This is a genomic window from Eximiradius proteiniborus (assembly GCF_058546985.1).
In genome coordinates, this window is record NZ_CM178592.1 from 1135164 (window position 1) to 1154975 (window position 19812).

The following is a 19812-nucleotide window of genomic DNA, read 5'->3' on the forward strand; positions in this document are numbered from 1 at the left end:
AAGATAGTTTATTATTCAATAAATGGCAAGGAAATTGAGAATAATCAGTATGAATAATTAAAAACAGCATAAATACTATGTTTTTTGAATAATGAAGAATAGAAATGGCTAAAAATACACAAATAGATGTATTAAATTCTCCTGCAATGAACAAAATCCGGAATAATATACTTCCTCAATTGAGCAGAAACAGAGATATATTGTTAGCGATGGGAGTTTTGCTCATATTAGGATTATTAATTATTCCGTTACCACCAAAACTGTTGGATATATTTTTAGCAACAAATATAACTTTGTCTGTATTAATATTAATGATAGCAATATACATAAGAACACCGCTGGAATTTTCTTCGTTCCCAGCTGTGTTGCTTATGACAACTTTGTTTCGGTTGGGACTGAACGTTGCAACTACACGTTTGATATTAGGCGAAGCGTCAGCAGGAGATATAATTCACGCGTTTGGTTCATTTGTAATCAAAGGCAATTATGTAGTTGGGGTAATAATATTTCTCATATTACTTGTAATCAACTTTATAGTAGTAATAAAGGGTTCGACACGTATTGCCGAAGTAAGCGCACGATTTACTCTGGATGCATTGCCCGGCAAACAAATGAGTATTGATGCAGATTTAAACGCGGGATATATAGATGAAGCAACAGCCAAAAAGCGACGCGAAGACCTTACTCGTGAGGCGGACTTCTTTGGTGCGATGGACGGTGCGGCGAAGTTTATCAAAGGAGATGCAATAGCAGGATTAGTAATAACGGGTGTCAATATTCTTGGTGGATTGGCAGTTGGAATGTTGCAATTTCAAATGGATTTTGCTACGGCAGCATCTACATATACCATTTTGACTATTGGTGATGGTCTTGTTGCTCAAATTCCATCGCTTTTGATTTCTGTATCGGGAGGTTTGGTTGTAACACGTTCGAGCGGTTCGGATTATTTAGACAGTGAACTTTCGTTTCAGATCGGTAGTCGTCCGAAACCACTTGCGATTACTTCGATAGTATTGCTGATAATGGGAACAATTCCGGGTTTTCCATTTATTCCATTTTTTATTCTTTCGATAATCACCGGGGGATTTGCTTACTACCGATATAAACAAATGAAGCAAGAGGCAGAGAAAAAGCTTAAAGCAGAAATAGAAAAAGCAGAAGAAGTAAGTGCCCCACCGGAGCAACCGGTAGAAGAATTGCTCAAGATAGACCCTGTAGAAATTGAATTAGGTTATGCACTGATACAATTAGTTGATGAAACTCAGGGAGGCGATGTATTCAAGCGAATTACAAATGTTCGGCGTCAATTAGCTCAGGAACTCGGTATTATTTTGCCGCCAGTAAGAGTAAGAGATAATTTACAGCTTGATCCGGAAGAATATGTAGTTAAAATACGCAACAATGAGATTGCAAGAAACAAGTTGTATCCAAATATGTTGCTTGCAATGAATCCGGGAAATGCCGAAGGCACTCTTGATGGAATAAATGTAACTGAACCAGTGTTTGGATTGCCGGCAGTATGGGTAAATCAAAACTTGCGTGAAAATGCAGAGGTAATGGGTTACACAGTAGTCGAAGCAGCCACTGTTCTGACAACACATTTAACAGAATTGCTGAGACGAAATGCAGATAAACTCCTAACCCGTCAGGAGGTAAAACGATTAATTGACAACTTGAAAGATGACTATCCGGCATTGTTAGAAGAAATACAGCAAGAACAATTGCCACTTGTGCTTGTCCAGAAAGTGCTGCAGAATTTACTTGCCGAAGGAATTCCTATCAGAGATTTGCCGATAATATTAGAATCAATTCTGGAATATTCGAAAGTAACTAAAAATACAGATGTATTAACAGAATATGTTCGCCATAATTTATCTGAAACGATAAAAAAACTATACCAAGACAGGTTTGGAGTAATTCACGCTATTGCATTAGATCCGCAAATTGAAGAAAAAATCACGAATGCACTGCAAATGCACGGAACAACTGCGATAGCACCATCAATTGGATTGCCACCGGATTTTATCGAAGCAATGAAAAATAGTTTGAATGAAGCAATTGAGGAAATATCGCTTGCGGGATATTTGCCTTTAATAATTTGTTCCGCACAAATACGTCCATATCTATATAGAATGATTCACAATACTTATCCACTTGTAAGCGTTGTCAGTTTCACTGAACTGCCGGCAGATACTGACATAGAAATACACGGACAAGTGCGTGTTTGAAAAAGATAGGATATGAGAACAAGCAAATTAATCACAATTGACCATCATATTTCAAATGAAAAATCGTTGCATCCCCGTTCCACAGGGGAATTTTCGGCTTTGCTTCACGATATTGCACTTGCAATCAGGATTATTTCCCGAGAAGTAAGACGCGCCGGACTTAATGAAATGTTTGGACTAACCGGAGAAGAAAATCAGAACGGCGATAAAGTAAGAAAGTTGGATAAATTTGCAAATGAAATAATAAAAAACTTAATCCTACAAAATGGAAATGTGTGCTGCATAGTAAGTGAAGAAGAAAATGATATAGTTTATGCCAAAAACAACGAGAATGCAAAATATATTTTAGTATATGACCCGCTCGATGGTTCCACAAATATTGATGTAAATATTACAATTGGTAGTATTTTTTCAATTTATCGTCGGCTCGATGATAGTATTCCTGTTAATATAAATGATGTATTGCAGTGTGGCACAAGACAAGTTGCAGCAGGATATGCTCTTTATGGTTCATCTACACTTTTTGTATATACGACAGGAAATGGAGTTAATGTCTTTACTTATGACCCAACTTTAGGTGAATTCTTTTTAACACAAAAGGATTTGAGAATTCCAGAATCAGGGAATATTTACAGTTGTAATGAAGCAAACTATTTCAAATGGAAGCCACAAGTGCAGAAATTTGTAGATCACCTGAAAGGAGCCAATGGAAGTGGACTTTCGTATATGCTACGTTACATTGCAAGTGGAGTAGCTGATATACATCGGACTTTACTATATGGTGGAATTTATTTATATCCTGAAGACACTTCGCATCAGACGGGGAAATTCAGACTTGTGTATGAAGCAAATGCACTTGCAATGATTGTTGAACAAGCAGGTGGTCTGGCAACAGATGGCAAGCAAAGAATTTTGGAAATAATACCAACTTCAATTCACCAAACAATCCCTCTGATTATTGGAAGCCCAGAAGAAGTAAGGCTTTACGAAAAGTATTATAAACACAATATTAGTTTATAAATTTTTGATTAATAACTAATAATTTCTGGTTTTATATTTCCAAAAAATCAATCAAAAATTAAATATTTCCCATAATTACTCAGTAAAAAAGTAATTACAATTGCTATTATTAAGTAATTGTGCCCTCTTTAACAAATTTCAATAGAAAAAATTTAATTTTTTAAAAAATTTTTAAAATTTTTACAATAATTATTATTTACATACGACTATAAAATAGAAATTATTTGTAAATAAGAATAATTATAAATTAATGAATAAGCTCAAAGAAAAATTAGCAAGCAAAGGATTAAAGGCAACTGTTCAGCGGCTCTATGTTTATGAGGCATTGCTAAACAGTCGGCAACATCCTACAGCAGAGGAAGTGTATCTGGAAGTATCACGAGTATTACCAAGCGTATCGTTAAGCACAATATACAATACACTTGAAACGTTTGTAGAACATAAGCTCGTCAATAAAGTTCACAACGATACCGGAATAGCCCGATATGACGCTTTTGTGGAAACACATCATCATATATATTCCGAAAATGGAGAAATAATAGCGGATTATTATGATGAAAAGCTTGCTGAATTGCTTAATGACTATTTCACCAAGAAGAAAATAAATGGCTATGAAATAAAGGAAATACGCCTTCAAATTATATGTTCAACCAAAGAAAAGGAAACAAAAAATGAGTAACCTGAATCAAATTGGGCTCGATGCTAACAAGTCAGCAGAATTAGCAGAAAAGTTGAATGATTTATTAGCTAATTATCACGTGTTTTATATGAATGTACGTGGATTTCACTGGAACATACGCGGAGAGAAGTTTTTCGAGTTGCATTTAAAATTCGAGGAACTTTACGACAACTTAATATTGAAAATTGACGAAATCGCTGAACGTATTTTAACAATAGGGAGCACACCTCTACATTCTTTTAGCGATTATCTGGCAAAATCGGAAATCAAAGAAGCAAAAAATTTATCGTCGGCAAAAGACACAGTTGCTTCGATACTTGATAGTTTCAAAATACTTCTGCTTAAACAGCGCTATATATTAGATCTATCGGACGAAGTCGGCGACGAAGGAACAAACACACTAATGAGCGATTATATTCGTGAGCAAGAAAAGTTAGTCTGGATGTATTCAGCATATTTAAATAATTAATTCTAACAACTATTTTTAATATTTAATGGAGGTTCAAATGTCAGATTACAAATTCCCATCAATTGGAGAGAAATTTCCAGAAATCGAAGTTCAAACTACACTTGGCAAAATGAATTTGCCAAAAGATTTAGAAGGCAAGTGGTTTATACTATTTAGCCATCCGGCGGACTTCACACCTGTATGCACAACAGAGTTTGTAGCATTTCAGAAAAGATATGAAGAATTCAAGAAGTTAAATTGTGAGTTAGTTGGACTTTCGATTGACCAAGTTTTTTCACATATCAAATGGGTAGAATGGATTAAAGACAATTTGCAAGTAGAAATTCAGTTCCCGATAATTGCAGATGATGGAACAATTGCAAAAATGCTTGGTATGCTTCATCCAGGAAAAGGAAAAAATACAGTGCGTGCAGTATTTTTCGTAGATCCAACAGGAACAATAAGAGCAATATTGTATTATCCACAAGAACTTGGACGCAATTTTGATGAATTATTGAGAATGGTAAAAGCATTCCAGGTATCAGATAGCGAAAAAGTTGCAATACCAGCTAACTGGCCAAACAATGAATTAATTGGCAATAAGGTGATTATTCCACCAGCAACAGACTACAAAGCAGCAATGTATAAGAAAGACCGCTATGAAAACTTCGACTGGTGGTTCTTGTATAGAGATATTGAACAGAAATAAAGCAAAAAGATAAAGAAATGGCGGGAATGATACCCGCCATTTCATTTAATTTTTGTGTATATCACGATGCATAATGCGTCGTGATTCTTTTAATTTTTCGTCGTCTGGAAGAGAGAGCAAACGTTGATTTAAGTCTTTATCGTTTTCATTTTGAAGTTGAGCAGCAACAAATGAAATAACCTGAGGTGGGAAAACATTGTCGCGTTCGTATAGCTCACGGTGCTGGAGTAATTTTTCGCTCGACTCGACACAACTTGTAGCAAGTTCAGGAAGTTCATTTTCGATAGAAGACTTATGAATATTTGTGCTGACGTAGCTATTATTAGCAATATCGAGGGATTTATCTTTGTTAGTAAGTCCCCATTCAGCAGCCATAGTAATACCTGAAAGCAACAAATGAGCGTTTCCACTTCCGTCAGGACTACGGATTTCGACTGTTTGGCGGTAAATACGCTTTTCGAGAGGTTCAACCGGGCAATCATTAACAACAGAAGCAAGGTTCGACAGGTTATTCCAGCCGAGTGGAACGCGAATAAGAGCGCTACGGTTCATCTCGCTCCAGCAAACGCGAGTAGGAGCTTCCTGATGTGGAACAAGTCTTAGATAAGAAGCAGTAACCATATTACCAAATCCAGTAAGGCTTGGAGCATAGTTGCAGAGCCCACCTATGAGCACTTTAGCATAGTCGGTAAGAGCACCTTTTTCGTCTGTCATAATATTTTGACCATCTTTCATCAGTTGAAGATGGAAGTGCATTCCGTTGCCAGCGTGCCCGATTTCTAATTTTGGAACAAAAGTAGCAGTAAAATTATTTCTATAAGCAACATTTCGAATAATCCATCGGGAAAGGACAATAATATCTCCGGTGTCTTCGATTGGAGTAGGTAAAAATTCAACTTCGACTTGTTCGGCGCTTTTACCATTTAGTTCAGGATAATCACTTTCGATACGTTCAAGATAACCTACTTCGAAATGGGCATATTTAACGTTTCCGGAAATCTGGGCGATATAGCGAACCATTTCATTCAACACAGCAGCACTTTTGACGAATGGTTCGGAGGCGTGATAACCACGCTGTTTTGGCATAGGGAAAAGTTGATTATTAGTATGACCGATAAGGTAGAATTCCAATTCACCTAAAGCCCAAAGCTCTAAGCCAGTTCGTTCTTTCAGCATAGTGTGAGCTTTATGAAGAATATTATCGGGTGCAAATGGAGCGCGTTCGCCGTTTTTATTCAGGAAGCGACAGACAAAATCAATACTCTTATTATCAAAAGGATTAAGAAAAGCAGTTTTATAAACAGGGAGCACATACATATCAGAAGAACCTGCATCCACAATTCCTTTGAAGAGAGAAGAGCCATCAACGCGTTCACCTTCGGTAAGAATCATTTCAGCCTGCTGAGTACTGCAGATAGGAATTCTGAGCTCTTTGATTTTTCCATCAATGCCGGTATAATGGAAAGTAATGCGTTCCAATTCTTTTTCTTTAATAATTCTAATTAAATCATCACGAGTAAAATCTTTTGGTTCCTTACCTAAAATAACAGAAATGGGATTACTTAAAGCAAAATTTTCAAGTTTAGTCATAAAGCACCATCAAAAAAATTGTAAAATTATATAATACTAGAAATTTAATATAATAAATGTTCATAAATTTTTCATATTTTTATTTTGAGAAAAAGTGAAATAAGAAGAAAAAGTAATCTTAATGGAAGAAATTGTTTATCATACGAATTATAGATTAGAGAACGAATACTGGTGGTTTGTAGCAAGAAATGAGATTGTAAAAACTCTGATATTACAAAAGACGGACATACCACAGGGGAGTTACGTATTAGATATTGGTTGTGGAACAGGTGGTTTTTCTGAAAAAATATCGCATTTGTATAATCCGATATGCTTAGATACATCGGAATTGGCAATTGATTATTGCCGGAAGCGAGGATTGAAACATACATATAAATCGACTGTGGAAGAATTTGATTTTGAGCAGTATCCAATAAAAGCAGCAATTATGCTGGATGTAATCGAACATATTGAAAATGACAATGCAATAGTGAAGCAAGTGTACGATAAATTACCGAACGGAGCGTGGTTTATAACAACTGTTCCTGCTTATCAGTCGCTTTGGAGCCGTCACGATGAAATTCATAAGCACTACCGCAGATATAGCAAATCTGAATTTAACAATATTCTTAGACAAGCAGGATTCAATATTGTATATTCTTCATACTTCAATACACTACTATTTGCTCCGGCAGTGTTGAAAAGATATGTTGATAAGCTAACCGGTGCAGAAAAGAAAAAGGACGAACCAGTTGAAAATGTTTCACCATTAATAAATAAAATATTTAGAAGTATATTTTTATTAGAAAAATATATGATTGGGAAGATTATTTTCCCATTTGGATTGTCGATCATTACAATCGCAAGGAAATATAAATAATGTTCAAAAATGAGAAATATAATATGGAGAGAAAAAAACAATTATTTGAAAAGGTTCAAGAAAGCGTAAGCTATTTAAAGCAAGAATCAGTCATTTCTCCAAAAACCGGAATAATTTTGGGCACAGGATTAGGTGAATTAGCTACTAAAATTCAAATTAATAAAGTTTTTGATTATACAAATATTCCCCACTTCCCTACTTCAACGGTAGAAAGCCACAAAGGTAAGTTAATATTTGGGGAGTTAGAAGGAAAAGAAGTGGTTGCAATGCAGGGACGTTTTCATTACTACGAAGGATACTCGATGGAACAAATAACTTTTCCGGTTAGGGTAATGAAATATCTTGGAGTAGATAAGTTGATTATTACAAATGCTTGTGGCTCATTGAACCCATATATACCTGTTACAAGTATAGTCGTAATAGATGATCACATCAATTTGATAGGCGATAATCCACTAATAGGCGAATATGATCCAAGATTTGGAGCACGTTTTGTAGATATGAGCGAACCTTACAGCAAACAAATGATAAAATTAGCAGAAGAATTAGCATTGGAATTAGGAATAAAGTTGCACAAAGGAGTATATGCCGCAATGAGTGGTCCGAGTTTGGAAACACGAGCGGAATATCGTTTCTTGCGTTTGATTGGTGCGGATTTGATTGGAATGAGTACGATTCCGGAATGTATTGTTGCCAATCAGATGGGAATGAAAGTGCTTGGTTTTTCTATTGTAACAGATGAATGTTATCCAGATGCACTAAGACCAGTTTCTTTGGACGAAATAATCAAAGCAGCTCAGATTGCTGAACCGAAATTAACAAAATTAGTAATGAAGATAATTAGTAAATTAGATTAATTTTTGCAATAGAATGATAGTTCCAGATGAAATATTGAATTTTACGTTTAAAGATATGTATCACGGATTCGCCGAGTGTCACGGGAATTTATCTTTGGATGAGAATTCAATAACTATAGAGTATTTTGTGAAAGATAGCATTATCGGCTTTTTTAAGTCAAATATCAAGAGAGTGAAGATAAAATATTCTGAAATTATCAATACAGAAATTAAGAAAAAGTTTTTTAGGAGATATTATTTAATTATTCGGATAAAATCTCTGAATAATATAATCGACTTACCTTTTATTGACGAGAACGCCAAGTTGAGTATTAAGATAAGCAAATCATCGTTGCTGACTGCAGAGGAAATATCATCATACATTAACTACAGGGTCGCTGAAAATAAACTTTCTAAAATTGATAATAATTATTAAATTGGTTGAATAAATTCGAAAAATTGCGAACAAGTGATATGGAAAATAAAGGGAAGTTATTAATAGTTGATGACGAAACAGCATTTTTAAAAATCCTGAGTATAATGTTTTCAAAGTTTTACGACGTGCGGACGGCTGAAAGTGGAGAAGAAGCTTTGAAAATATTAAAGGATGGATTCAAAGCAGAGGTTATATTATCGGACCAAAGAATGCCGGGTATGAGCGGTGCAGAATTTTTAGAAAAGAGTATGAGCATTGTTCCAGACGCTACCCGAGTTATACTAACAGGATATACCACACCGAAAGATATAATCCCGGCAATAAACCAAGCACATGCATATATGTATTTGATAAAGCCAGCAGATGAGTTAGCTTTAGTCCAATCGATAAAGATTGCATTCGATAATTACAATAAAAACAAAAAAGTTAAAAAACAAGCCGCAGAACTTAAGAAAACAGTGGAGCAGCTGAAAGAGAAGAATGAAGAACTTCAGCGTTCAATAAGTGAGAATACAGAATTACTTAATCAGACTATACAAGCAATATCCGGAATTGCAAGTTACGCTGAAAGGTTTTATTTTACGAATCACACAAAATTTGTAGCAATTACATCAAAATTATTTGCAGAAGAGTTAGGATTATCAAAAGATAGAATAAATAATATAGTATTGGCTTCTTTGCTTCATTCAAGTGTATTAAACGGGATGCCAATTAATTACATATTAACAGATCCGCATGATTTGACTGATGACAAGAAAATGGAGTATCTCAAATATTTCAGGACTTCTCTGGACACTATACTAAAAGTAAAAAAGCTAAAAAAATATGCAGATATTATAGCAAATATCTGGGAGCACCACGATGGGAGTGGTTTTCCGGCGATGCTCTCGGGAACTTCAATTTCTTATGAATCGCAAATAATTGCACTTGTTAATTTTTATCACAATAACGTTTATCGAATGCAATTGCATGAAGTGCCACACTTTTTTGAAATAGGTTATGTATTGCAAGGACCTGATCGCACCAAAAAAAGACACGAGGAAGCAATAAAATCGCTTTATCGGCATGCAACATGGTTCGATTATGATTTGTTCCATCATTTTCAAGATATTATCAGGAAAAAAACTATTCCTACATTAGTGCCTGAACAGGGTGAGCTGAGAATTGTTAATATTGATGTTTATGTGGCTGGTCTTATTCAACCTAAAGTGAAATCAAGCGAAGAAACTAATGAAGAAGCGGAAGAACCAATTGAAGCTATTGAAACTTCGCAGGGACAAAAAATGCGTGAGATGAACGTTTTTGTCTCTCAATTAGAACCCGGAATGATGATGGGACAAACATTATTTACCAAAAATGGTATGCTTGTTGTAAAAAATGAGACAATACTTGACGAAGCTACAATAAAGAACATAAAACAGCTCGAAAGCACAGAAATGATACCTTCGAAAGTAACAATATTAGTCCCACTATAATTTATGAGAAACATAACTGTAATGAAATTTGGCGGGAGTTCAGTAGCAAATGCTTCCGCAATGCTCAATGTATTAAAAATAATCTCTGCCAATAACAGCAAAAAGCTTGTTGTTTTATCTGCCTGCAAAGGAGTAACCGACTTATTAATAGAAGTTGCGAACTTTTCATTGCAAAATTTATCAAAAGCAACCGAAATAATTGATGAAATATCAAAACACCATAAGCAAATCATTGAAAATACTCTAAAAACTGAATTAAGAAATAAAGCGCGTGAAGAAATAGAGAAGCTAATTAAGCAGGTTAGAGAATATAGTGAAGGAACTCATTTACTACAAGAGCTGACACCAAAGATGATGGACTATTTTGTGTCTTTCGGGGAGAAATTATCAACAACTGTTTTTTATTATATTTTGCTTGAAGAAAAAATAAATACTGCTTTGATAAACTCGGAAAATTATATAATAACAAATAGTAAGTTTGGAGAGGCAGAACCTAATTTTACTTTGATAAAATCAAAAATTCAAAAAGAGTTAATACCGCAATTTGAAATATACGATACAATAATCGCGCAAGGATTTATTGGTTCAGATACAGATGGCAGAACAACAACATTAGGACGAGGCGGTTCGGATTATAGCGCCTCGATTTATGGGCTGGCTCTTGGTGCAAATGAAATTCAAATCTGGACAGATGTGTCGGGAGTAAAATCTGCCGACCCAAGACTTGTTGAGCAAGCAATCACAATAGACGAAATGACAATCGATGAAATTCGTGAACTTTCATTTTATGGAGCAAAAGTATTACATCCCGATACAATAAAACCAGCTATTGAAGCAGGCATTCCGATAAAAGTATTAAATACATTTTCTCCATTAGATCAAGGAACAGTTATAAAAGAGAACTTTCAAGAGAGCCAACCGAAATTGCACTCGATTAGTTTATTAAGTGAAGTTACAAAATTGCATTTCCATCTTGATGCAAAACGTAACAACAACTTGCAAGTAGTGGATATTCTGAATTATTTTATCAGAAGGGACATCAAAATATTGTCTTCCTCGCAATCAGAAACCTCATTATTATTGTTTGCAAAAATAGATAATCAGCAAATAGATAATTTGAAAGCAACTTATACAGATTATCAAGTTGAAGCAAACAAAGGAGATTTGATTTGCCTGGTGGGAAATAATATATTACTTGATAAAGAATTATTATCTGAATTATTCAAAAAAATTGAGAATTACCAAGTGGATTATATACAATTTGGAATAAATAAACAACTTTCTCTATTGTTTTCGAAAGAAAACACAAAAGAAATAATCGAAAAAATTCACTCAATTATTGGCAATTAGTTTTTAATTTCTTTTAGATTTTCAAAATATTTTCTAATGAGTTGCTCATAATCTTTGGTATAAGTGCGTCGAGCGTTGTTTATCATTTCCTGAATGAATTGATTCTGGCGGATAAACTTCTCGAAATCTGCTGAATTCGGACTATCCCGAAATATATCCTGAGCAGTACGACCTTGGCGGCGTTCTTCGAAGTCCCTATCATAAATTGATTTTGTAGCATCGAGCAAACGTGAGAGAATTCTTTCCTGCTTACGACGGGTTTCGGGAGAAACATTTCCACTTTGAATTTCGCGAGCCACTTCTTCCATTTCGCGAGCAATTCTATTTAAATCACCCAGAGCTAATTTATTTCCATCGGGAGCATTTCTTTGCTCTTCGGCAAGTTCCTGAAGAGATTTTTGAGCTCTGCCCTGACGGTCGGCAAGACGTGCCATTTGAGCTCGCTGTTCTTGTGAAAGGCTTCCGGGATTGTTGCCCTCGCCAAGTTGCTGCATAGCTTGGTTAATTGCTTGCTGTTCGGCAGCTAATTGTTGCAATCGCTGCTGGAAAGCCATACCTTGTCCGCCACTCTTGCTTTGTCCCTGTCCCATACCACCACCTGCATCGCAAGAACTTTGCTTGTTTTGCATCTGGCTTAGCATAGATTGCATTTGTCCGATAGTAGAGTTTAAGGATTTCATTGCCTCAATTTGTGATTTGGCAGCCTGGGACATTTGTCTGTTAGCAAGATATTCCACAGTTGCCCGCATTTGCATAAGAGCATTAGTCAATTCAGAGCCCATCTGAGGAGTAACAGCAAAGGATTTTTCGGCAAGTTGAGCCATTGAATTAGCGACATTGGAAACACTTTCGAATAAATCAGCTTGTTCATTGGCATATTCTGGAATTTTAGTAGAGTTAAAATCGGATTTTTGAGTTTTATCTTTCAATTTTTCTTGATTATTCGAGGTTGTAAGTAAATCCTGAAGTGCCTTTTGCATTTTGCGTTGAGCTTCACGATTTACTTTATCATTCATTTTGTCCTTGACTTCATTCATTTTTTGAGAGAAATTCTTAATTTTTTGAGAAGCTTTTTGCTGTTTCGATGAAGATTTTTTGAAATCACCTTTTTCTAATGAAGAAGAAGCTTCCTGCATATCCTGCGAAGTTTCTTCATAATTTAGTTCATCAGAGGCTTCGTTAAGTTCGCGTAAAGGCATTTCCTGTTCGCCAATTTCTTTCATAAGATTGCGAAGTTCATCGAGTTCTTTATTGATAGATTTCAATTCTTCCCGAAGTTCTTGCTGTTTGCGAGCAAGTTCTTTTCTTTTGTCTTCGTCGTTAGGATTAGTATTTTTCAACTGATTTTCAAGTTGATTTTGTTGATTTTTTAGTTCTTCGGAACGTTTGGCAATAGCATCAGCTTTTTGTTCTGCCTGAACACGTTTAAGAATTTTCATAGTTCGTTCGATACTACGGCGGAATTTTTCTTCATCAAATTGTATTGACTGCATAGCTTTTTGAAGTTGTTCGGGCGACATATTTTGCAGAGAATTTTCCATTTGTCGCTGTAATCGTTCAAGTTCGGGTGAACGCACTTCTTGCATTAATTTCTGGAGTTCGAGATATTTTTGCAGAGTTTCGGGAGATAATAAATTATTTTGTTGAAGTTTATCGGTTGTTTGAGATAAATCCTGCGATAAATTATCAACTTTCTTTTGTAATTCAGACTGTTTTTTCAGAATATCTTCAACTTTTTTCTTTTCTTCCCAATTAAGTTCTTTTTTATCTTTTTTCAGTAGTTCCCGGTTTATCGCTTCCATTTCTTTCTTTAAGTTTTCAGATTCTTTAGCAATTTTCTGAAGTTCTTTTTCAACCTTTTCGTGAACAACATCTGAGCGATTCATTAATTCATCAGGAGAAGGAAGCCTGACGGTTATAGTTTGGGTGCGTGCGGACTTTGGACCATTGATAATGTCGTTGTCTAAAACTTCCACAAAGAATTCATATTTATCTTCGGGAGTGATATGCACTTTTTTTAAGTCCCAAACATAGGGCAAATCCTGAATAGTAGAGTTGCTTGCAGATAAAGGAATTGGAATTTGCTTATAATTTTTATCCGGTGAAGAGTATTTTGATTCAATTAATTTATAGTGCAATTTTACAGAACTGAAGCCATAATCATCGCTAATTGCAACTTTAATTGGAAGAATAGCATTTTTATCGAGTTCGACATTCATTGTTGGAGACTGTAGCGAAATTGATGGATATTCATCTTTGCCGGAGACCACAGAATAACGAATAGGGTCAGGATTTGTTTGCCCATCGACATCTACAATTCTAATGTGATAGAAACCATTGAAATTGCATACAAATTTGCCAGTTGCGACTTTATCTTTGACAGACATCTGGATAAGAGTTGTATCAAACCGAGGGATTGAGTCTTTTTCACTGAATTTATTTTTTTCTATTACCAATTGAGCGGATTTGATTTTCTTGTTGGAAAGCACAGAAATATTTACCGAAGAACCATTAAGAGCAGAAATATCGGCATTTTGCTCATCAAAATCTTTTGGAGCAAGTCCTGTATAAGAGGGATAGGTAACTCTGCCACTCAATGAACGGATTTGAGGCAAATCAACTACCTGAATAGAACCTAATTTAGTGATGACATTTGTTGTAAGCCATTCAGCAGAAGCATAGAACTGAAGATTGGATTTTACAGCAGCAATAGAGTAAATATAGACGTCGCCTGTATCGAGACGAAGAATGTATTCGTCATAATTTTTTTGCTTTTCTTCTTTAATAAGTAATTTAATAGTTTCCGGGGCTTGACCTCTGGATTTAATAACTATTTGAGCGGGTTTGCCTCGCAAAATAGTTTGTTGTTGATTGACTAATGTCAAGCTAAATGGAGGAGGTGGGAGATATGATTTATTCCAGTTTATTACTCGTTCGAAGGCAAATCCAAAAGAAGACTGAAAGACAAAAAATGAAAAAAGAAAAACAGTCAAAAAAACAAGAAATCTAATAACCGAATTTTTGAGTTTTTTGGTATCTAAAATCACACTGTAATCTCTGTCTTTCGAATAAGAAGTAATTTGTTCAAAGGCAGCTTCGATGAGTTCGGCGGACATTCCATTAGGTTTATTACGTTCCTGATAAATTTGAACTGCATTGCTTAATCTATCTTTGACATCAGGGTATTGGGCACCAACTCTGAGAGCTATAAGATGCAGTGGTGGACGACTTTTTGGTAATAAGAAGCGAGCTAATCCATCTTTCAAAAAGAATGACAGTAGCATTATTGAAGAAAAAACAACAAATCCGAACAATATCCCACGGAAGAAAACATCTCCCTGAGCAAAAAGTTCAATTAAGGTAACAGTAAAAAGAACTGATACAATAAAAGTAAGGGCATTGAAGAGCCCTGAAAACAGAATAATGAAGCTTTCTTTTCTGCGAGTGATGCGAAGCTTCTGGATGATTTCTTTATATGTATCTCTTTTCATATCAATCAATTAGTTAGTGCATAAACAATAATATTTGTGCCAATTTTCAAGGCAGCTTCCCTTTTTTCAGGCGGGTTGTTGTGAACCTCGGGGTCTGCCCAGCCGTCGCTTGGATTGGACTCATAAGTGTAGAAAACGCACAAACGCCCATTATGAAACATACCAAAACCTTGCGGGGGGTTGTTGTCGTGTTCGTGAATTTTAGGAAGACCATTTGGAAAAACAAAATGACAATTATAGATTTTATGATTGAAAGGCAGTTCAATAAAATCTTTATCTGGAAATACTTTTTTCATTTCACGGCGAATATGCTCGTCTAAACCGTAATCATCGTCGATATAGAGAAAGCCTCCATTTTCTAAATATGAGCGTAAATTTCGTGCTTCTTTTTCGGTGAAATTAACATTTCCGTGACCGGTAAGAAAAATCACCGGATATAGGAACAAATTATCATTAGCTAAATCAACGTAAAAGAAAGTAGATTCAACATTTATGTTTGTGTTTTCACGAACAAATTTGAGCAAATTCAATTCTGCCGATTGGTCGTTGTACCAGTCTCCCCCACCGGAATATTTGACACGTGCAATTTTGAAAGCACTTTTTTCCTGCGACTGTGCAAATAAGTTAATCGATAATAATGATATTATTATTGATAAAACAATTAGTTTTACATTTATCTTAAACATACAGTATAATTTCTAATAAAATACCATAATAAAATAAAGACGTTTTAATAATAAAAATGTTACAAAGATAATCAATTAATTATGATGAATTCATAAAATATAAGTTTTGTTCATCGAATATTAGCAATGATTGCTGAATAAATCTAATTTTGTATGAAATTAGTTGCAAATTTGGGGGATAAAAATGAAAAACGTATTTTTTACACTTATTATGTTTTTTGCATTTATTTTAATTGCAAAATCTGAAACATTAGTAAAAGGTATGGTTCTGAATTACGATACAAAACAACCTATTGAAAAGGTAACTGTCGAAACAAGCAATGGATTGATCAAAACATTAACAGATGCCAAAGGAGAATTTCAAATAAGTTTGCCAAATAGCGGGGAGTACAGAATAACTTTCACTTCTCCAACCGGCAATCAACTTACAAAAAAGATAAAAGTCGGGGATGAAAAGGAGCTTCTTCTAAATGTAGAGATATTATCGAAAAATTACAATTTAGGTGAAGTGGTGGTATATGGTGCATCCAGAAGAGCTGAAAAAATAATGTATTCGCCATCGGCTGTATCGGTTGTATTCAGTGAAGAGTTGGAAAGGAAATCACGCCAGGGACAATTAGCATATTCAGTTGCGGGAAATGCAGGAATAGATGTACTTCGCAATGGAGCAAATGACTTTATTGTTAATGCAAGAGGTTTCAATTCCGGATTAAATCGCAGAGTATTGGTATTGCAAGATGGACGCGATGTGGCTATGCCACTGCTAGGGGCTTTGGAATGGAATTCTTTCTCTTTGCCAATGGAAGAGTTTGAAAGCGTTGAATTTGTGAGAGGACCATCGGCAGCACTTTACGGAGCAAATGCATACAATGGGGTATTGCTTTTGAAAAGCCAGTCGCCTCGCTACAATCAAGGTGGCAAGGTTTCTATTTTAGGCGGAGATTACAATACATATAAATTTGATTTACGTTACGCAGGCAGTTTTGAAAATCTTTATTTCAAAGTGAATGCAGGGCGTTCGTATTCATTAAATTTTGCAAATAGACGCGATTCAGTCAGATTTTTAGAATATTCCGGCTTGCCGTTGGAAAAGCGTGTGCTTCGCCCGGAAGACAGGAATACTTATTCGAACTATGGTGCAATACGTTTAGATTATTACTTCGACGACAGCAAATCAATTACAGGTGAATTTGGTTATTCACACAATGGAAATGAAGCATTTGTGTTCGGACTTGGAAGAACGTTTGTCAAAGAAACAGAGAGACCATATTTCAGGTTGGCATATAATTCTGATAGAATAAATATTCACTCTCATTATATGAGCCGTTTTACTCCGGATACGATGTGGTTACTTGTTCCAAATGCTCCGTTGTTAGATAACTCGAAAGATGTGATGTTTGATGTTCAGCATAATTTTTATTTAAGAAACAATATACACTTTATTTGGGGAATAACTGAACAACTTCAATACATCAGAACATACGGAACAAGCATTCCGAATAATGTAGATGCAGATTTCACAGGTGTTTACTCTCAGATTGAGTGGCAAGCCGCAGACAATTTGAAACTTGTGGGGTCAGCAAGATATGACCACGCGAGCATTCATCCATCATATTTTTCGCCAAGATTTTCTGTTGTTTATTCACCAATAGCAGGAAACCAATTTAGATTATCGATAAATAAAGGATTCCAAAGACCAAATTATTCAGAATTATATCGATTAACTCCAGACGCACCAGCATTTTCAACCAAGACGAAAGCACCTGTTAATTTCAAAAATATTGAAAAGATAATTGCAGATAGTATAGCAAGCTTAAGCGGTGTGCGTCCGGAAATAAACTTAAATCTAAGTCCAACCCGTGCATTTGCCGTTGGCAACGACAAACTCGAAGTAGAAAAAATCACTTCTTTTGAATTTGGATATAAAAACACTATTTCGGATAACTTCTATATTTCAGTTGATTTGTTTTATAATAGACTTACAGATTTTATTACGAATTTTTTGCCTGGTGTCAATCCAAATATTCAAAAATGGTCGCCTCAACTGCCAGATAGCTTAAGCCAATACGCTGAATTGGTCAAGAACATTGTTTATTCCGAGCTTTCAGCAAGAGATAGAGCAAGATTATCAATATTTAACGGACAACCTGCTTTTATTGTTTCAAATACGAACATTGGCAAAGTTGATGAATATGGAGTAGAATTAACAGCATTTTACAAAATAACTAATAATTTCAGTGCAAAAATTGATTACAGTTATTTTGGATATGATGTAGTTGAAAACAAGTCTGCTCAGCCATTGCTACCGAATACAGCTCCACATAAAGCAAATTTATCTTTAAATTACGTTCAGCCAAATTCATATGATATAACATTAGATGTATATTATTCACACAAATTTGATTGGCTTGCAGGAACGTTTCAAGGCAAAGTGCCGAGCTACACAATAGTTAATTTAAATGCGGGATATGAATTAACAAACAATTTAAGTCTTGGTTTAAACGTTTATAACTTGTTAAACAAAAAGCATTATCAAATATTTGGCGGTACGTATATACCGCGAGTAGCAACAGCAAAAATTAATTATAAGTTTTGATGAAAAAAAAAGTAGTTTATATTTGCAGAGAGTGCAGTTATAAATCACCACGATGGCTTGGGAAATGCCCTAATTGCAATGCCTGGAACTCATTTGATGAAACAATAGACGATGCCGGTGCACGCAGAAGCAGCACCGGCAAATCTATTAATCCGGCAACTGTTGTTAAATTAAGCGATATTTCCACAGATAAGCAGTATCGAATTCATACTACGATAAAAGAACTTGACAGAGTGTTGGGCGGTGGAATCGTCCCTGGTTCAATTGTGCTTGTGGGAGGAGACCCGGGGATTGGCAAAAGCACGCTTATGCTGCAGATGTGCTTTGGTATTGCTGAACAAAATCCGCTTTATATAACAGGCGAAGAATCCCTACAACAGATTAAATACAGAGCATTGAGAATTAAGGATATTGATGAGGAATTAGAAATTCTTGCTGAAACAAATTTAGAAACAATTGTAAATAAGATAAAACTATCTGAAGCAAATGTAGTTGTTGTGGACTCGATTCAGTCTGTATTTTCGGAATTAATTGAAGCAACACCTGGTTCGATAACTCAGGTACGGGAATGTGCGACTCATTTGCAGCAAGTAGCCAAAAAGTATAACAAAGCAATTTTTTTAATCGGGCACGTAAATAAAGACGGTGCTATTGCAGGACCGAAAATATTAGAGCATCTTGTTGATACAGTAATTCAGTTCGAGGGTGAAAAAACATATTCATACAGGATTTTGCGAGCATTGAAGAATCGTTATGGCTCTACAAATGAAATCGGCATTTTTGAAATGAGCGAAAACGGACTAATAGAGGTCAGCAATCCATCGGAGGTGTTTCTTACCGGGCGAAATGATTTTGCTTCCGGGATAACAATCGCTTCGATAATGGAGGGAAGCCGTCCAATTCTGCTCGAGGTGCAGTCGCTTGTAACACCAACAAACTACGGTATGCCACAACGTGTATCAAACGGATTTGACAACCGCCGGTTGCAAATGATACTTGCAGTATTGGAAAAACGGTTAGGAATACCATTCAGTCATAACGATGTGTTTGTCAATATTGCTGGTGGAGTATATTTAAATGATGCTTCGGCAGATTTGGCTGTTGCAATTGCACTGGTGAGTTCGTTCAAAGACATCGCAATAGATGCAAAGACTGTATTTGTTGGCGAGATTGGGCTGACCGGGGAAGTGCGTTCAGTTGCATCAATCGAGCAAAGAATAGCCGAAGCCGATAAGCTTGGCTTCGAGCGAGTATTCTTCCCTACAGGAAATGCAAGCAAGATATTGAAAAAATTTTCTGCTAAATTGGAGCCAATCGAAAGAATTTCCGCATTGTTTAATCATCTTTTTTAAAGCAAATCATATTTTTTCGCTTTGTTCGTTTACTTTTATTTAAAATTTAATTGAATA

At 35.5% G+C, this 19812-nt stretch carries 15 protein-coding genes; 12 read left to right on the plus strand and 3 right to left on the minus strand.

The window, feature by feature from the left end; genetic code table 11:
• The first annotated feature begins 104 nt into the window (after positions 1-104).
• The 5 genes from flhA to ACY2LT_RS04760 all read left to right on the plus strand — a co-directional run bounded on the left by flhA (position 105) and on the right by ACY2LT_RS04760 (position 5084).
• A complete protein-coding gene (flhA, locus tag ACY2LT_RS04740) occupies positions 105-2228 on the plus strand; it encodes a flagellar biosynthesis protein FlhA (protein WP_491816695.1) in 2124 nt (707 codons plus the stop codon).
• Between the two features lie 12 nt (positions 2229-2240).
• A complete protein-coding gene (fbp, locus tag ACY2LT_RS04745; protein WP_491816696.1) occupies positions 2241-3248 on the plus strand; it encodes a class 1 fructose-bisphosphatase in 1008 nt (335 codons plus the stop codon).
• Positions 3249-3498: 250 nt separating this feature from the next.
• Entirely contained in the window at positions 3499-3927 is a 429-nt protein-coding gene (locus ACY2LT_RS04750; RefSeq protein WP_491816697.1) for a Fur family transcriptional regulator, read from the plus strand.
• Positions 3920-4396, plus strand: coding sequence for a Dps family protein (locus ACY2LT_RS04755; protein WP_491816698.1), 477 nt, complete (start codon positions 3920-3922; stop codon positions 4394-4396). The genes ACY2LT_RS04750 and ACY2LT_RS04755 overlap by 8 nt, the downstream gene beginning before the upstream one ends.
• Positions 4397-4433: 37 nt before the next feature.
• Positions 4434-5084, plus strand: coding sequence for a peroxiredoxin (locus tag ACY2LT_RS04760; RefSeq protein WP_491816699.1), 651 nt, complete (start codon positions 4434-4436; stop codon positions 5082-5084).
• A gap of 45 nt (positions 5085-5129) precedes the next feature.
• Here ACY2LT_RS04760 and ACY2LT_RS04765 read toward each other — a convergent pair whose 3' ends face one another.
• The gene (locus ACY2LT_RS04765; protein ID WP_491816700.1) at positions 5130-6674 is read right to left on the minus strand and encodes a glutamine synthetase beta-grasp domain-containing protein; all 1545 of its coding nucleotides are present in this window, start codon (positions 6672-6674) and stop codon (positions 5130-5132) included.
• A 121-nt stretch (positions 6675-6795) separates the two neighbouring features.
• Here ACY2LT_RS04765 and ACY2LT_RS04770 point away from each other — a divergent pair, with 121 nt between their 5' ends.
• The 5 genes from ACY2LT_RS04770 to ACY2LT_RS04790 are packed head-to-tail and all read left to right on the plus strand — an operon-like array spanning position 6796 to position 11630.
• Positions 6796-7533 (plus strand): class I SAM-dependent methyltransferase, encoded by a 738-nt coding sequence (locus ACY2LT_RS04770; RefSeq protein WP_491816701.1) that lies wholly within the window; start codon positions 6796-6798, stop codon positions 7531-7533.
• A gap of 23 nt (positions 7534-7556) precedes the next feature.
• Complete coding sequence (locus tag ACY2LT_RS04775) at positions 7557-8390, plus strand: purine-nucleoside phosphorylase (protein WP_491816702.1); 834 nt, start codon at positions 7557-7559, stop codon at positions 8388-8390.
• 13 nt (positions 8391-8403) lie between these two features.
• Complete coding sequence (locus ACY2LT_RS04780; RefSeq protein ID WP_491816703.1) at positions 8404-8805, plus strand: hypothetical protein; 402 nt, start codon at positions 8404-8406, stop codon at positions 8803-8805.
• Positions 8806-8843: 38 nt separating this feature from the next.
• Positions 8844-10280 (plus strand): response regulator, encoded by a 1437-nt coding sequence (locus ACY2LT_RS04785; RefSeq protein ID WP_491816704.1) that lies wholly within the window; start codon positions 8844-8846, stop codon positions 10278-10280.
• Positions 10281-10283: 3 nt separating this feature from the next.
• Positions 10284-11630, plus strand: coding sequence for an aspartate kinase (locus ACY2LT_RS04790; RefSeq protein WP_491816705.1), 1347 nt, complete (start codon positions 10284-10286; stop codon positions 11628-11630).
• On the opposite strand, the gene ACY2LT_RS04795 is transcribed toward ACY2LT_RS04790, so the two are convergent.
• Together ACY2LT_RS04795 and ACY2LT_RS04800 are read right to left on the minus strand one after the other, a co-directional pair.
• Complete coding sequence (locus tag ACY2LT_RS04795) at positions 11627-15121, minus strand: hypothetical protein (RefSeq protein ID WP_491816706.1); 3495 nt, start codon at positions 15119-15121, stop codon at positions 11627-11629. The two genes, ACY2LT_RS04790 and ACY2LT_RS04795, sit on opposite strands and share 4 nt — an antisense overlap.
• 5 nt (positions 15122-15126) lie before the next feature.
• Entirely contained in the window at positions 15127-15807 is a 681-nt protein-coding gene (locus ACY2LT_RS04800; RefSeq protein WP_491816707.1) for a DUF4159 domain-containing protein, read from the minus strand.
• A gap of 184 nt (positions 15808-15991) precedes the next feature.
• On the opposite strand from ACY2LT_RS04800, the gene ACY2LT_RS04805 reads away from it, so the two are divergent.
• Both ACY2LT_RS04805 and radA read left to right on the plus strand, forming a co-directional pair.
• Positions 15992-18403, plus strand: a complete 2412-nt coding sequence (locus ACY2LT_RS04805; protein WP_491816708.1) for a TonB-dependent receptor — start codon at positions 15992-15994, stop codon at positions 18401-18403.
• Positions 18403-19755 carry a DNA repair protein RadA gene (gene radA, locus ACY2LT_RS04810; RefSeq protein WP_491816709.1) on the plus strand — a complete coding sequence of 451 codons (1353 nt, stop codon included), beginning with the start codon at positions 18403-18405 and terminating at the stop codon, positions 19753-19755. Before ACY2LT_RS04805 ends, radA begins: the two co-directional genes overlap by 1 nt.
• Positions 19756-19812: the final 57 nt, after the last annotated feature.